This window comes from Pantoea sp. R13S299 (genome assembly GCF_048515925.1).
Taxonomy (GTDB): domain Bacteria; phylum Pseudomonadota; class Gammaproteobacteria; order Enterobacterales; family Enterobacteriaceae; genus Pantoea.
Genome location: NZ_JBLYEF010000001.1, coordinates 2148956 through 2163236 on the forward strand (window position 1 = coordinate 2148956; position 14281 = coordinate 2163236).

22 protein-coding genes are annotated in these 14281 nt (G+C 52.6%); 8 read left to right on the forward strand and 14 right to left on the reverse strand.

The features are described from left to right. The first annotated feature begins 432 nt into the window (after positions 1 to 432). Positions 433 to 1518, forward strand: coding sequence for a hypothetical protein (locus ACN1CO_RS10275; RefSeq protein ID WP_419138844.1), 1086 nt, complete (start codon positions 433 to 435; stop codon positions 1516 to 1518). A 1-nt stretch (position 1519) separates the two neighbouring features. Here the strand turns inward: ACN1CO_RS10275 and ACN1CO_RS10280 are convergent, their stop codons facing one another. From ACN1CO_RS10280 to ACN1CO_RS10345, 14 genes are all read right to left on the reverse strand, one after another. Then, on the reverse strand, positions 1520 to 2992 hold the full coding sequence (locus ACN1CO_RS10280; RefSeq protein WP_419138845.1) for a terminase: 1473 nt from the start codon (positions 2990 to 2992) through the stop codon (positions 1520 to 1522). Continuing rightward, complete coding sequence (locus ACN1CO_RS10285; RefSeq protein WP_419138846.1) at positions 2985 to 3557, reverse strand: terminase small subunit; 573 nt, start codon at positions 3555 to 3557, stop codon at positions 2985 to 2987. Before ACN1CO_RS10285 ends, ACN1CO_RS10280 begins: the two co-directional genes overlap by 8 nt. 69 nt (positions 3558 to 3626) lie before the next feature. Next, positions 3627 to 3866 (reverse strand): hypothetical protein, encoded by a 240-nt coding sequence (locus ACN1CO_RS10290; protein ID WP_419138847.1) that lies wholly within the window; start codon positions 3864 to 3866, stop codon positions 3627 to 3629. A 104-nt stretch (positions 3867 to 3970) separates the two neighbouring features. Beyond that, entirely contained in the window at positions 3971 to 4177 is a 207-nt protein-coding gene (locus tag ACN1CO_RS10295) for a hypothetical protein (RefSeq protein WP_419138848.1), read from the reverse strand. 94 nt (positions 4178 to 4271) lie between these two features. After that, a complete protein-coding gene (locus tag ACN1CO_RS10300) occupies positions 4272 to 4553 on the reverse strand; it encodes a hypothetical protein (RefSeq protein ID WP_419138849.1) in 282 nt (93 codons plus the stop codon). Between the two features lie 32 nt (positions 4554 to 4585). Beyond that, positions 4586 to 4831 carry a DNA polymerase III subunit theta gene (locus tag ACN1CO_RS10305; RefSeq protein ID WP_419138850.1) on the reverse strand — a complete coding sequence of 82 codons (246 nt, stop codon included), beginning with the start codon at positions 4829 to 4831 and terminating at the stop codon, positions 4586 to 4588. A gap of 25 nt (positions 4832 to 4856) precedes the next feature. Further along, on the reverse strand, positions 4857 to 5135 hold the full coding sequence (locus ACN1CO_RS10310) for a hypothetical protein (protein ID WP_419138851.1): 279 nt from the start codon (positions 5133 to 5135) through the stop codon (positions 4857 to 4859). 3 nt (positions 5136 to 5138) lie between these two features. Continuing rightward, on the reverse strand, positions 5139 to 5474 hold the full coding sequence (locus tag ACN1CO_RS10315) for a hypothetical protein (protein ID WP_419138852.1): 336 nt from the start codon (positions 5472 to 5474) through the stop codon (positions 5139 to 5141). Between the two features lie 10 nt (positions 5475 to 5484). After that, positions 5485 to 5907, reverse strand: coding sequence for a hypothetical protein (locus tag ACN1CO_RS10320; RefSeq protein WP_419138853.1), 423 nt, complete (start codon positions 5905 to 5907; stop codon positions 5485 to 5487). Next, on the reverse strand, positions 5907 to 6479 hold the full coding sequence (locus ACN1CO_RS10325) for a hypothetical protein (protein WP_419138854.1): 573 nt from the start codon (positions 6477 to 6479) through the stop codon (positions 5907 to 5909). Before ACN1CO_RS10325 ends, ACN1CO_RS10320 begins: the two co-directional genes overlap by 1 nt. Positions 6480 to 6559: 80 nt before the next feature. After that, positions 6560 to 6907 (reverse strand): DUF1064 domain-containing protein, encoded by a 348-nt coding sequence (locus ACN1CO_RS10330; RefSeq protein ID WP_245116166.1) that lies wholly within the window; start codon positions 6905 to 6907, stop codon positions 6560 to 6562. Between the two features lie 219 nt (positions 6908 to 7126). Beyond that, a complete protein-coding gene (locus ACN1CO_RS10335) occupies positions 7127 to 7885 on the reverse strand; it encodes a replication protein P (RefSeq protein WP_419138855.1) in 759 nt (252 codons plus the stop codon). Then, on the reverse strand, positions 7882 to 8664 hold the full coding sequence (locus ACN1CO_RS10340; RefSeq protein WP_419138856.1) for a DnaT-like ssDNA-binding domain-containing protein: 783 nt from the start codon (positions 8662 to 8664) through the stop codon (positions 7882 to 7884). Before ACN1CO_RS10340 ends, ACN1CO_RS10335 begins: the two co-directional genes overlap by 4 nt. 388 nt (positions 8665 to 9052) lie before the next feature. Beyond that, positions 9053 to 9280 carry a hypothetical protein gene (locus ACN1CO_RS10345; protein ID WP_245116163.1) on the reverse strand — a complete coding sequence of 76 codons (228 nt, stop codon included), beginning with the start codon at positions 9278 to 9280 and terminating at the stop codon, positions 9053 to 9055. A 158-nt stretch (positions 9281 to 9438) separates the two neighbouring features. Between ACN1CO_RS10345 and ACN1CO_RS10350 the strand changes: the two genes are divergently transcribed. From ACN1CO_RS10350 to ACN1CO_RS10380, 7 genes are all read left to right on the forward strand, one after another. Further along, entirely contained in the window at positions 9439 to 10014 is a 576-nt protein-coding gene (locus tag ACN1CO_RS10350; protein ID WP_419138857.1) for a helix-turn-helix domain-containing protein, read from the forward strand. A gap of 549 nt (positions 10015 to 10563) precedes the next feature. Further along, positions 10564 to 10707: a hypothetical protein gene (locus ACN1CO_RS10355; protein WP_419138858.1), complete on the forward strand. Its 144-nt coding sequence runs from the start codon at positions 10564 to 10566 to the stop codon at positions 10705 to 10707. Between the two features lie 5 nt (positions 10708 to 10712). Beyond that, positions 10713 to 11789, forward strand: a complete 1077-nt coding sequence (locus ACN1CO_RS10360) for a hypothetical protein (RefSeq protein ID WP_419138859.1) — start codon at positions 10713 to 10715, stop codon at positions 11787 to 11789. Between the two features lie 7 nt (positions 11790 to 11796). Continuing rightward, positions 11797 to 12084 (forward strand): host nuclease inhibitor GamL, encoded by a 288-nt coding sequence (gene gamL, locus ACN1CO_RS10365; RefSeq protein ID WP_419138860.1) that lies wholly within the window; start codon positions 11797 to 11799, stop codon positions 12082 to 12084. Continuing rightward, a complete protein-coding gene (locus tag ACN1CO_RS10370; protein ID WP_245116154.1) occupies positions 12081 to 12935 on the forward strand; it encodes a PD-(D/E)XK nuclease-like domain-containing protein in 855 nt (284 codons plus the stop codon). The genes gamL and ACN1CO_RS10370 overlap by 4 nt, the downstream gene beginning before the upstream one ends. Beyond that, positions 12932 to 13945, forward strand: a complete 1014-nt coding sequence (locus ACN1CO_RS10375) for a RecT family recombinase (RefSeq protein ID WP_419138861.1) — start codon at positions 12932 to 12934, stop codon at positions 13943 to 13945. Before ACN1CO_RS10370 ends, ACN1CO_RS10375 begins: the two co-directional genes overlap by 4 nt. A gap of 60 nt (positions 13946 to 14005) precedes the next feature. Next, positions 14006 to 14281: a helix-turn-helix transcriptional regulator gene (locus tag ACN1CO_RS10380; RefSeq protein ID WP_419138862.1), complete on the forward strand. Its 276-nt coding sequence runs from the start codon at positions 14006 to 14008 to the stop codon at positions 14279 to 14281.

Genomic DNA, 14281 nt, shown 5'->3' on the forward strand with positions numbered 1-14281 from the left:
GTAAAGGCGGTGGATAAGCCGGGCATCATCCCGGCACCAGATTGAAAGATGCTTATGGAGCCGCGACAAAGTGTGGCGCACTAAGGTGCTAAGTGTCTTTCCATGTGGTGAATGCGGCCAGCGCACGCGGAAGACTGACAAAGATTGCACACAGTCTAAGAGTTTCCGCTCTGGTTTCTGTCAGTCTGACCAGAGCACCGGGAGGCACCCGGCACCACACATATCAGGCGAGAACATTTGGCGGGCGTTCAGGAGCGCCACAGAGGCGCTAAGTGTTCTCACCTGATGTGCCGTAGGACCGTGTCGTTGCTGTGTTTCTTAGCCCGCCCCGTGCGGGCATTTTTTTGTCTCAAACTCGAGCCACTAAGACTATTCCTAATCGATTTTTGAAGGTATGATTCATCAAAATTCGTTACCTATCTGGTTACTGTCATGAGCGACGCGATCAAAGAAATTGCTGGGGTTTTAAAGGACGCACTTGTAACTCCGGTGCAGGAGGCTTTTGTATATCGGGCACGAAATCCATTTTTCGGAACCATGGTTATTGCTTGGCTTTTTTATAATTGGAATAAAGTTGCTTTTTTCTTTCTCTCAGACTTCAAAATCATCGAAAGGATTGAATATATTAGGCATAAGATACCCGATAATTCGGTTATTTTTGGCGTGAACATTTCCCACACCCATTCATTTTGGTTCCCCTTTCTGTGGGCATGCTTTATATCTCTAACATTTCCTTTCTTTACGTACGCTTCTATTTGGGTTCATAAAAAGATAACAACACATATCGAAACAATTAACTCACAAAAAGAAATAAAAAGAATCCAGCTTCAAAAAGATTTGATGGTTGAGATGGCAAAAAATGAATCAGCAAAAACTAAACAACTTGCTGAAGAAGAATCACTTATAGAAGATTTTCGTCAGCAGTCCGCAACTAGTAGAGCAAACATACAGTCTTTAAAGAAACAAAGATCAGATTTAGATTCTGAGATTGAGTCTCTTGATGCAGTCCGGAGCACCACGCAAAACGCTCTCAATGAGATGAGTGAAAATTTAAACAAGAAGAAAGATGAGTATAATGACTTACTGACTAAATATGATTTCATAGCAGAGAAGCACGAATCCATTGATAAGCTTCAAATAGAAAACAACAATCTAAAGACACAAATCTCACTATTTGATACAACAAGGAATGAATTCCTTCAAGAAATCGAAGTTGCCAATAATAAAACAGATACAATAAAAAGAGAGCTTGAGGAAAAATCACAAGCTTTTGTAATAAACGCTAGGAAATTATCAAACAAGCAGTCAGAAAATAATGACTTGCGAGCCAAACTAGACTCTTTCATTGATGGACATAAAAAATTTGGCGATACTTACTCCAATATATTCCTTGCGGATATGTCTTCGGGACAGATATTTGTTCATGAGCCATACTATCAAGCTCTTAACTATCTAAATAGGAATGGCCCAAAAGGTTTTTATTCTGTTAGCTCAGCATCAAAACCTGACCAAACTTAAGCTATTTATATGGATCATATTCTGTCTCGCTCTGTCCCATTTGGTGACTACCGACATAATGCAGCTTCTTGACTACCGGGAAGGCGAACGTCAGCGCCAGCGCGTCGGCATCGTTGGGTGATTTACCCAGGCGCTCTTTGATGCTCGTCTTATCCTCCAGCACAATGCGGCTGTCCTTCAGCCGCACTTTGTACTCTGCTGCTGATAACTCTTCCGCCACCTGCTGACTGTCCAGTTGCCCGCCATCCTTCAGCCAGGTCTTAACGGCGTTGTACATTTCGCCGCGCTTGTTCGCCATTTGCGGATCGGTTGAGCCACCGCCGAACTGTATCAGCTGCCAGTTGCGCCCCCAGTTATCGCCAACAGACTTCAGCCCGGTTCCATAGCCGTAGTCGATGAACACGGCATCAGCGCGGTACTCGTCTTCAAACTGCGCGATGGTTTTGGCAAACAGCACGTCATCAGTGGTGCGCTGGTACTCGCCCAGCTTTTTGGTGTGCAGCCCCTGCCGCAGGTAGATAACTGCAGGGTCACCGCCCTGGTGCGCCGGGTCAACGCCGATAACAGTGGCAGCGTGAGCTACCTGCCCAGGGGTGATCACCCTGCCAACTGCTGCGTCTGTCAGCCCGGTTGGGATGAACTGCGCTTCTGATGCTGACGGGAACAGGCCACGCACACGGACCTTCACAAAGTCGCTGTCTTCGCCATAGTCGTCCACCCATTTCTGAATCTGCTCTTTGTTCGTGCCCTCCACCGAGCGGCTGTCGATCTGCTTAGTCTTCCAGCGGTGCCGGAACTTACGGAAGCACTCCCGGAAACGGCCGGTGTTACGCGTCGGGTTACCGAACGCAATCCAGATAATCTCCGTGTTCTCGTCCGTCAGCGCGCCCTCTGCTACTTCCCATACCAGATCGGCGATGTTTGAAGCTTCGTCGAATATCAGGATGATGCGCTTGCGCTCGTTGTGCAGGCCTGCGAATGCCTCGGTGTTGTTCTCAGACCACGGTACGGCGTCAGCGCGCCAGGCTTCGGCGTGCGATGGGTCGTTGCTGTAGATGGCGGTTTTGGTGCTGGTGAACCAGTCCTGTGTGATGCTCAGGCGCTGCCACTTTGCGATTTCCGGCCAGGTCTTGGTGCGCAGCTGGTTCTCTGTGTTGGCGGTCACCACCACCTTGCAATCCTCGCAGGTGTCCATGCCCCACTTAGTAATCATTGAGATGAAGGCTGATTTTCCAATCCCGTGGCCTGAGGCGCGGGCAATCATCAGCGGCTGGTGCCGTGTCGCTGGATTCTGCAGGTGATCACCTATCTCCTGGAATGTTTCGGCCTGCCACTGGCGCGGGCCTTTGGAGTGTGCCAGATCCGTTCCCTCTTCGCCCCAGGGGAAAGCATACAGCGCGTAACCATAGGGGTCATGCGTGAACGCGCCGATATCCTCTATCAGCTGCATCTCGAGATCGGCGGCGCTACTCATCTTTGCCACCAGCTGCGGCGCGCTTACGGGCTGCAGCAAGCTTATCAGCCAGGCTGACGTTGATATTAAGCTCCTGCACCTCTTTGAAGGCGCTCACACCGACGTGCTTACCGATCAGCTCGAGGTTCTTCACCTTATCTGGCCACTTCACTTTCTGCATGGTCGATTCGATATCCTCTTCACCGTCACCACCGGCCATGCGGATCCGGTTGATGTCCATGGCGCTGAGCGATGTGCGCCAGACTTTCGGCCACTGGCTCACGGGCTTCAGTCCGCCTTCATCGGTCAGGATGTCGAGCACGTCCATCTGGTCTATCTCCACCAGCCGCTTCAGCACGTAATCGGCATCAATCTTTGTCCGGCGGCTGCGCGCCTGGCGTAGATGTGCGATGCGTTCCTTGACGCGAGGATCCGCCATCAGGCGACTGGCGGCATTAACGGCTGTCGCTGCTGAGTACCCGGCGTAAATAGCGCAGGCGGTCTGGTCGTCGGGGTTCTTCACGTACTCCTCGCAGTAGCGCACCATCTGCTCAGTTAGTGGTTTGGTTGACTGCGGCTTAGGCATGGTAACACCTCAAAATTAATTACCGTTTTGGTAATAGTACCATGCAAATAACAGCAGCCAAATGGTGGGTTAACTTCGCTTGACGTGATGCTCGTGGGCGCACAGGAATGCTTCGTTTTCGGTGTCGAACTGGTGACCGGCTATCTCTTCCCAGTCGCCGGAGAATTTCCAGCGCACGTCCCATTTGCCATTGCTGCGCGGCCAGATGATGTAACCGCTGGTGAAGTCCCGCGATGCGTGGATGTCGGGCAGCTTTTCGCCCTTCTCCATGAAGTAAAATCTGGTGCCGCCTGAGTTGAAAGTGCGCATAAAAAAGCCCCAAAACACTGTTCATAAAACCAGTAATTTAGCGATGAATTTTGATTGAGGCAATAAAAAACCCCGCCGGGGCGAGGTTCTTTAGAGGGAGAGGGTTAGTTATTGCGTAAAATCTCGCGTATAGCTTCCTCGTCTTTTTCCCCGGTTCCATTGGCGTAATAGCGAATATCCCCATCTACCTCTATTTCATGAATAGGCAGAACGAGCACGCCCGGTATTAACACTTCGATGCCGGTTGCATTATCATCAGCGTGATGAATTTGAATTCCATTGGGCTTCATAACAACAACTTTCTTAGTCACTTTTCCTCCCTTTGATGAACCGGGTCCGATCCCCGTGAAAACTTCATCGACTCTTCGCGGTAGAACTTTAGTCGTGTGGCCTTAAAAAACCGCCTCAATGGCCGGCTTCTGCGGATTTAATAGTTTCGTAATTTCTTCGTTTTTCAATCATCCTGATATAGAAGTCATAAAGCTCTTTGCGCATGCGCTGCTTCATTTCATCAGTCAATGGTTCCTGCAATTTCTTCCACTCATCCAGCTCAGGCTTGCAAGTAACATAAGCCTCATCAACGATTTTTTGTGGCTGAATGTCGGATTTAATGAAGGGGATAGTGTGGTCATTCAGGCATTTAACCTCTGGCGTTTCAAATGCCCTGTCATCCGCTATTGCTGTCATGGAAATCAACATTCCAGATAAAAAAATCCACCTCACAGCTTCTCTTCCTTCTGATAAACCGGGTCAGTGCCGCGCGGGTACTGCAGCGAAATATTCCTGTAATGCTGCAGGCGCTCTTTGAAGTAATCCCTCATCGCTGCTGGCTGCTGCATCTCCACTTCATGTGGGATAACTGGCTGATTCATACGCTCCTTGTATACGACTCCTGACGCGGCTAAATCCACGTTAATCCTGTCGCGGTCTTCACGGCTGAGTGATGCGAGATTATGTGATGGCATTTTTTGCGCCCTGTGACATGTCACATCAATTATCTGGATGACTGAAGAAATGATAGTAGTCTTCTTCTAATCCAACGTAATGCAGATCAAATCTTGTGCCTTTTTTCTTCTGTACGAAAGTCACAGCATTGCCACGACTTAACATTGAACAGAATGCGGCTACGTGTGCCTCTGGCGCCAGGGAAAGCTTTACCCCCTGCACTGTCGCGCCATCATGCTCCACCAGCTCTGATGTGATAATGGCGTCCAGTGGGACGCCCGGGTACTCAAGAATTGTGACGATGGTTTTATTATTGCGCGCCATGCTTTACCCGGTTAATTTGAGGTTGTGCCAACCCGTAGTTACCCAGCATGCCATCTCACCACTGCATGGGCAATCCTGTACCGGCAGCTGCTCTTTGCATTTCCCGCACTGCTGGTGGGCCAGCGCCTCAAGTTGCTGAGCCAGTTCAGCGGAGTCTTTCCGGATTAACAGCGCGATATACTCGTTCAGCTCATACGGATCACGACCGGGGCGGCGTGCGGCGCAGTTCTGCGCCAGCATCTTCAGTTCCTGACTATCCAGCGCCAGCTCCAGCTTTTTACCACCGGCAGCGGCCTGTCTTGCACGCTGCGCTGCTTTGCGTTCGGCGGGGGATTGCATCTGTTCCTCCTCAGCGCATGCAATCCAATGTCACGCTCGCCTTAACCAGGCGGCGACAGTGGCCAATGATTGCAGCGCGTCCCGCGCCACGCCACGGGGAGTAAAACGGCGTATAGTCAACCTCTATACCCCAATCCCAGCCCACCAACTCATCTGCCGCGTTCATGCCTTCGAAGTCGGTAGTATTATCAATGAGCCAAGAGTAGAGAAGCCAGAAGCAATCATCGCTGTCACTTTCACCCCAGTAATCGACTGGCCACGAGTGATGCCACTCCTGATGCCATACCGTGCCGCGATACCCTTCGTAATAGCCTTCTTCCAGATAGAAATCTTTCTCGCTGAAAGTTTTAGGGTAAAGGGCAAGCAGCAGCGATTTAGCAGTAGATGACAACTTCTTTTCAAGCCGAGCTGAGGTGTTGCGGTGCTTAGCCATCACTCACCATCCTTACCGGCGCGGAGTTGGGCTGCAATTTGAGCGCCTTCATAAACTGCCCCAGCGGCCACGCCGATTTCTTTGGCGTCAAAAACACCTTCATCAATCAGCTGCTGCAGCTTTCCTGTCAGAATCTCCACACCCTCAGCCCGCACAGCGTTGAGGTAGGCGTCGGTGGCTGGGGTTTCGATATCAGAGGCGCACGGGATAACTTCGCTATACATCCTTTCAAGGGCTTCATCCCAGCCGTACCGAGCAGCTTCATACCGATCAATTATCCCACGGTCCTCGATACCACAGCCCATGCCGTCATATTGATAATCAGGCTGATTGTCCGTGTCGCAGACATAGCTGATAGCAGACTTCAGCGCCACATTCTCTGCCGCCAGCGCGTCACGCTCCTTCTGCAACTCATCACCACGCACCAGTGCACAGTCCAGACGGGTCGCCAGCACTGATACCATCTTCGCAATCTCGATCAGCGGCGTATCCATGCCGATCGCTTTGGCAAACGCATGCCCTGCAGCGACTAACTCTTTTCCCTTAACATCACTTAACTGTTGATTTTCCATAAATATTTTTCACCTCAGACCGTTATCTAAAATCACAATTTTTGGGGTTAACACGCTTTTTGCTGCGCTGGTTAACCTGTTCAGAACTCTTCAACGTCCCATCCCGCGGCTTTTGGCTTTGGGTAAACCGCTTTGAAGGCGAAGGGGTACGAGTCCGCCGCGACCTTCATTTTCACCCTGGCGTCATCGCTGAAGATCCGCTTTGAGCCTTTGACGTCGTGCATTTCGAGCTGGCCACTGGCATACATCACGGCGAAATCGACGGTGATAAAGCAGCTGTCAGCGAGGCGCAGTTTGATACCTTCAAACCGGTACCAGAGGATGATCCCGGCGCGCTTCTGCAGCTCGAGGTGAGCGGCGTAGGCGGTTTCGGATTTGTTCATCTGGCCGGTTTTTAGTCTGCCCAGTGCGTAAAGACGCTTCTGCATGCTGTTACCTCATTGGTTACTATTACCATTTTGGTAATACTCGGCAAGTAAAAAAATGCGCTCATTTGCGCTTTATCTCTATGCCCTTAAAACGCTCTGTATCGCGTTCTGCGAGGACTTACCGCGTTGCCTGCTCCTTGCCTGCCCTGATACCAGATAATTAAATCTGATGCGGCTGGTGCAGGATTATTACTATTTTGGTAATTATTCAGCGCGCAGCTATTTAGTCAGACCTAATTCTTTGCGTCTCTGGTATTCAGCCTGAAGCCATTGTGCTGGTGTCACGCTTCCCATGTGCGCCGCGTTCGGCATGTAACGGTATTCGTAGTCGTTGGCCGATGGCTGGTACGCTGCTGGCCTGGACTTAGATTCGAGCATCTGAACCGGGTCGGGGATCTGCTCACCTGCAGCGACCTTCTTCGCCCACTCGCTCAGCTTACGGGTGATGAAAGACTCAACCTCAGATTCACTCAGGCAGCGCTGCAGCATCGCCTGGCGCGCATCAGTCACAACCCAGTACAGAACCGGCTTACTCCAGTTGAACTTCTCAGGCGAGGTAGCCAGCCCGCGATCCCGGTTATATCGGTGAAACTCTGCCATGGCTTCCTCGATACTCACCCCCAGAATGGTTGAGCTGTCTTTGCACCAGGAAACGAAAAGCCCCGGTGAAGGCCAGAATGGCGATGTGCTGGCGCGGGCCTGACGCATCCCTGCGGTCAGCTGGTCCAGAGATCGGATCCCACCCTCTGCGAAAGCGGCGATCCACTGGCGCTTCGCTGCGGTTTCATGCGCGTCACTTTTGAGCGCCGTCTGTCCGGCTGCCGGGAATACCAGCTTCAGCTGGTTGAACAGCTTATCAACCAGTCGGGCTGCTTCCTGGTCGATCACATTCTCAGTGGTGTTCCGTGCGTGCCCGGCCATGGTGGCCAGCGCAGCGCCATCGCGATTCTGAACAGCGTTAAACAGATCATGGTTCATATGAAATCCTTCCAGCCTTCAGGGCTGTTCCAGTGTGGTACTGCTTCAGGTTCATTCGGCATTCTGGCTCTGATGTTTGCCAGATTGCGTGAGAGTTTTTGTTCCCATTGCGCATGGTGGAAGGCTTTGCCTTCGGCCTGCCAGTAGGAAACGAAGCTGGCTATTTCTTCCGGCGTCGGTGGTTTATCCAGGGTGACACCCCAAATCGCTGACAACCGAATGAAGTCAGGTGATGGCTGCCAGCCTTCGAACATCGGAAACTTTCCATCGGTCATAACGCCAGCTGACGGAGGCACCCGGTTTTCGATAATGGCGTTCGCTGCGTTTGGCGAGGGGACCGAAAATTTCTCGTGCGCGTTATGTGGGGTTTTATCTTTTATATCTTCTCTTCTCTTCTCTTCTCTGGTCCGCAATTTGTCCGCTTCAGGTGCGGACTTTTTTCGGACGTCTCTCTTCCTCGCAGCATCCTGTGCACGGCGCTTGGCTGACTGACCGTTATGCTCTGAGAAGCGCGGCATCACTAGGTTCTCTCCGTCCAATTCCAGCCAGCCAACTGACATCATCGCCCTGGCAAATCCGGGGAAGCCGTTCATGTCGTCCAGGGTTTCAGGACTGTAGCCATCGAGAAAACCATCAACTGAATGGACATCGAAAAGACACCATGCGGAATGTAGTCCGCCAACTATCCGCAATCTGTCCGCTTTCAATGCGGACGCCATGCGGACAACTTTCGGGTGCGTATGCAGGTCAGCACGCATTTTTATCCAGTCGCCAGCCATCAGCTCACCTCCGGTGACGTTCCCATGCTCAGCTGCGCAGCTTTCATGGTTGTCGCTATCTCTTCACGCTTGCGGTTTACGCGCTCAACATTGCATTGAACACAGGCACCATTAAGGGTCCATCGCTCGCTTTTATGTCCGCGTTTGCACGGTCGGCCCGTGTAATATTTGTTGAGTCCGCGTCGAGCGGCCTCCATCTGGGTAATGATTTTCACGAAACCTCCATAAAATCCTGCTCTTGTTCTTGGCTATTTTCGCCTAACCAGAAAACAAATCAAGGCACATTTGCATATTTGGTAACGATTGGTTGTTTTATAAGGCTTTTTAGTAATGAGAGTGTAATAAAAAGCCGCCATGTAGGCGGCCTTCGGTGCAGGGTATGTGGTGGTTATGCGGCAGAGTAGAAGAAGGAAAGCAGCTGCTCTTTACTGATATTTGGGTTAATTCCGATGACAGCTTTATGCAATTCCGTCATATAGTTACGACTCGGAACGCGGCGGGCGTACACCAGGTGAGTACGGATATAATTCACTGTCGTGCCAGCCTCTTTAGCCAGCTGCTTCTTTTCTTCCAGCGACAGTCCCTGCCAGAACTCTTTGAAGTCAAACGGCTCCATTGGGGCCTCCAGATAACGATTTCATCCACTGAATTGTTACCTAACTGGTGGCAGTTATCAACCTGTATTACCAATCTGGTGCATTTACCAGAAAGGTAACATCGGCTTTAATTGCACCCAGCAGCCTGATAAACCCAAATCATGTATGAAGGAAACAAATGAAGCCGATTTCCGGGATCCGCAGAGCAAACCTGATTTACCTGCTTGAGACCCGTTTCGAAGGTAACCAGACTCAGATGGCAAAAGCCCTGGGTTCATTACCGAACCTGATCAGTCGATGGACGCGTGATAAGCCTATGGGCAGCGCAGCGGCGCGCAACATTGAGCGGGTACTGAAGCTGGAAGATTACTGGCTGGATAACGACCGGGACAATGTGCCGCCAGTCGCTCAGGATGTGGAGATCAGCGACGTGGTTTCCCACAACCTGCGCCTGTGGATGGACAAATCCGAAGACCTGAAAACACAGGGTAAAGTTCACCGCGCCAGCGGCGTGAACCAGTCAACCGTGGGCCGCGTTCTGAATAAAGAGATCGACCCGACCATCAGCACTGTTAACTCTATCGCTAAAGCGTTCGGCCGCAATGGCTATGAGCTGCTGATCCCGAGTACTGACGCCCGTCAGATCCAGTATGACCGTGACCTTTATGAAAAGCTGGACCCAGCAGACAAAGAGAAAATCGCCAGCTTTATTGAGTTCGTAATCAGCCAGGCACAGAAAGAGTCAGATCAGTAAATACCGCGGCTCTGTGACGGTATGAATCAGCCATATACCGTCAAAGCCCGGACTCCTGCCACCTAATCCAGCCCACTCAACACCTACCCGATGCCATAAAACCCGCCCTTACAGTTACCATTATGGTAATTTTTTCTTGTGATAACGATTGACACACCCTGAAAAACGCTTATTATTAGCCTCAAGTATTACCAATTTGGTAATAGAAAATCGCTCTTTAACAATCCGAAACGGGCAATCACAACCCACAATCTGGCCGCCCACCAGATGGCACGGCTAACCCGTAGAACCGGAACGCCTGCCCGGAAAGTGAACATCCTTATCCCTTTTTCGGAGACAGATCATGACCTTTAATGATGTGACCGGAGAGCCTTTTGTAATAGTCCGCATAGCCTGTGGCTACCTCTGGAGAATGACAAACGTCCAGACGCGCTTCAGTCAGACAGTTAACCGTGACCAGTTCCGGAAAATCGCCTTAGCCGCATATGGGCTTAAAGGCTCTTTGTCATGCAACCAACTATTACCAAAACGGTAATTCTGGATTCAGAAATGAAATATCGTTACCAGAACGGCAAGTACACCTTTACCGCCTGCGTGCTGGGCATTGAGCGTCAGTTCTCTGACTTCAGCGCCGGCCTTGAGTGGGTATTCACACAGAAAATGGCCGCCAGCTGCGCGGCAGACATGGAGTAACGGTTATGTCCAACAGCACAGAGCTTGAAGTTATCAGCATCACCGAAGATCAGGCGCCAACGCTTTACGTTGAAAACGGTCTCGATCAGTACCTCGAAAAAATTCGCCAGGCAGTTAATGAAACGCCTGACCTGACAACCAAAAAAGGCCGTGACCGTATCGCATCGCTGGCGGCAAAGGTGTCACGCAGTAAAACGGCGATTGAAAAGCCAGGCCGCGACTATCTGAAGCGCCTGAAAGAACAGCCAAAGGTTATCGAAGCTGAGTTGCGCCGCTTCACGACTGAATGTGACCGGATCCGCGACGAAACGCGCCAGCCATTGACCGAGTGGGAGAACGCGGAAAAGGCCCGCGAAGACGCATTAAAGCAGCGAATTGCTGAACTTCGTGCCCTGTCTGATGTAGTCGATGCGATGGGTAATTACCTGCCATCCGAAGACATCAATGCCCGTCTGACCACCGCGAAATCTGTGGCGCTGGATGACTCCTGGCAGGAGATGTCCACCGAGGCCGGTGTAGCGAAAGACGCCACCGTGCAAAAGCTGGAGCTGTCGCTGGCAGAATCCAAAAAGCGTGAAGATGCAGCTGCAGAACTGGAGCGCCTGCGGAAAGAGCAGGAAGCAGAAGCACAGCGCAGACGGGATGAGCAGCTGAAGCGCGAAGCGGCAGAGGAAGCAACCCGTCAGGCTGAGCTGAAAGCGCAGCAGGAACGTGAGGCTGCGGCTAAGCGTGAAGCAGATTTAAAAGCTGAAGCTGCTCGCATTGAACAGCAGCGTATCGATGCAGAACGCCGGGCTGAGCAGGAGAAGGCTGATGCAATAGCTAAAGCAGAGCGCGAAAAGCAGGAAGCTATTGATGCTGAGCGCCGACGCGCCGCAGAGGCTGAAGCATCACGTCTGGCGGAAGAGAAACGTATCGCCGATGAAGCGGCACGTCGCTCAGCGGACAGAGAGCATCGCCGGCTGATCAATCAGCAGGCTATCACTGACCTCGTGGCAGCAGGTCTCACCGATGAGCAGGCTAAAGCCTGCATCACAGCAATCGTGATGGGCAAAGTTCAGGCCGTCACCATCAACTACTGAGGTGCTTATGGGTGCATATGCACAGCATGAAATCGCCGAAGAGCAGCGCTGGCAACAGCACGACGCTCAGGTCGGCAAAGATGAATGGATCCGCGACCGTGCGGAGACACTAAAAGAGCAATGGCCGGAAGATGTTGAGCGAATCCGCCACCCATTTATTTCACATCCCATGACTGGAATTGGTCTTGAAGCTGCGCAGGATGCGTATGCGGAAATGGTGGATAAAATCTGCCTGGCACAGGCCGAACTCGACTGGAAGGACATGAGCTGGCTCGGTGAGGACTGGACCTCATGACCGCTATGCCTGAAATCAAGCTGGCCCCGAGCGATCCGGGGCTTTACTTCAACATACCCAACGAGGCCTATCACGCTGGCCCCGGCGTCAGTAAATCGCAGCTGGACGACATCGCCATTAACCCGGCGGTGTTCCAGTGGCGCAAAACAGCGCCAGAGGATGAAGAGAAGAAAACGGCGCTCGATATGGGTACCGCCCTTCACTGCATCCTGCTGGAGCCTGAAGAGTTCGGCGCGCGCTTCATCGAGGCGCCGCCATTCAATCGCCGCACGAATGCCGGGAAGGAGGCTGAAGCCGAATTCCTGAAAGATTGCCTCTATACCGGCAAAACAGTGCTGGAGCATGAGGATCACCGCAAGCTGAAGCTGATGCGCGCCAGCGCATTCGCCCATCCGGCAGCGCGTTTCTTCCTGGAAGCCGATGGCCACTGCGAAGCGTCGATTTACTGGGACGATGAGCAGACCGGCGAACTTTGCCGGATCCGCCCGGACCGGTTTCTGAAAAATCAGCCGGTAATCGTGGACGTGAAGAAAGTGGCGGACATGGAGCGCTTTGCCCGTCACGTCGATGAGTTCCGCTACCACGTACAGGACGCCATGTACCGCGACGGCTTCTATCAGCACTTCAACGAATACCCGCAGTTCGTTTTCATCGCTGTCAGCGAGAGCATCGATTGCGGCCGCTACCCGGTGCGCGTCTTTCAACTCGACGCGGAAGACGTCGCCGTGGGTCACGATCTTTACCGGCGTGATCTGAACACCTATCACCAGTGCCGCCTGACCAATACCTGGGGCGGCGTTGAATCACTTTCCCGCCCGGCATGGGCGCGCAAAAAGGACAATCAGGCATGAGCACTAACTTAGTCACCAACGAAACCACCAGCACCGCCGCCACCATCTTCAACCCGCAAAGCCTGATGCAGTTGCAGCAGTTCGCGCAGGTGATGTCTGAGGGCGTTGTTGCCATCCCGCAGCATTTGCGCGGTAAGCCCGCTGACTGCCTGGCAGTGACCATGCAGGCGGCGCAATGGGGCATGAACCCCTACGCAGTGGCACAGAAAACGCACATCGTGAATGGCGCGCTGGGCTATGAGGCGCAGCTGGTAAACGCGGTCGTGTCGTCTTCCAACCTTCTCTCCAGCCGGATCAATTACAGCTGGAGCGGCGACTGGTCCAAGTGTACCGGCAAGAACGATAAATCGGACTTCCTGACCGTCACTGTATCGGCGGTGATCAAAGGTGAGTCTGAGCCGCGTGAGCTGACCATCAGCATGGCGCAGGCTGGTGTGCGTAACTCGCCGCTGTGGGAGCAGGATCCGAAGCAACAGCTGGCATACCTCTGCACGAAGCGCTGGGCGCGCCTGCATGCTCCTGACGTGCTGCTGGGTGTGTATACGCCGGATGAGCTGGACGAAACGCCACGCGGCGAACGTGACATCACACCGCGCACCACCGCTGACCTGAACAGCATGATCGGCAGCAGCGTCGAAGCACCATCGGCTGATGTTCGTGATTATCGCGATGACGCCGTGCTGGTTGCCGGTCTGCAGGAAGAGATTGAGCAGGCTGACACGCTGGAGAAAGCCAGCGCTGTCGGTGAGAAGATCGGCCAGCACAAGGACGACTTAACCGAATCCACCTTCCGATCACTGCGCGCTAAAGCCGTGAAAGTCTATAAGCACCACGACGCCCGCCGCCAGATTGAAGCAGCGATCAACAGCCTGGACGCCAGCGCGCCGGACGCGAAAGAGACCTTTATGAAGGTTGAAGCAGACCTGCAGCGCCTGAAAGGTGCGCTGGGGGATGAGCTGCACGAAGGTTTCAGCATCACGCTTGGCGACATGCGCGCCGAATACGTTTAACCAACACCAGTGAAAACTCAGGGGCCCATCGCGGCCCCTTTTCTTTGGAGAGAAAAAATTATGAAAGGTGCAATCCGTAAAGATCAGCTGCTCGAGCGCGTGCCGCTGTCTGAGTACACCATCAATCAGATGGAAAAGAATGGCGAGTTCCCGAAACGCTTCCCGCTCACCAACCGCACTGTAGCCTGGAACGTTGACGAGGTTGAAGCCTGGCTCGATGAGCGCCAGCGCAATGCCAGTGCTGCACAGCGTGACCCGTCACTGGCTGCGAAGTTCGAAGCCAATCCCAACCACCGTAAAGCCGCTGAGCGTTCAGCGTTGAGAATGGCGGGCTGA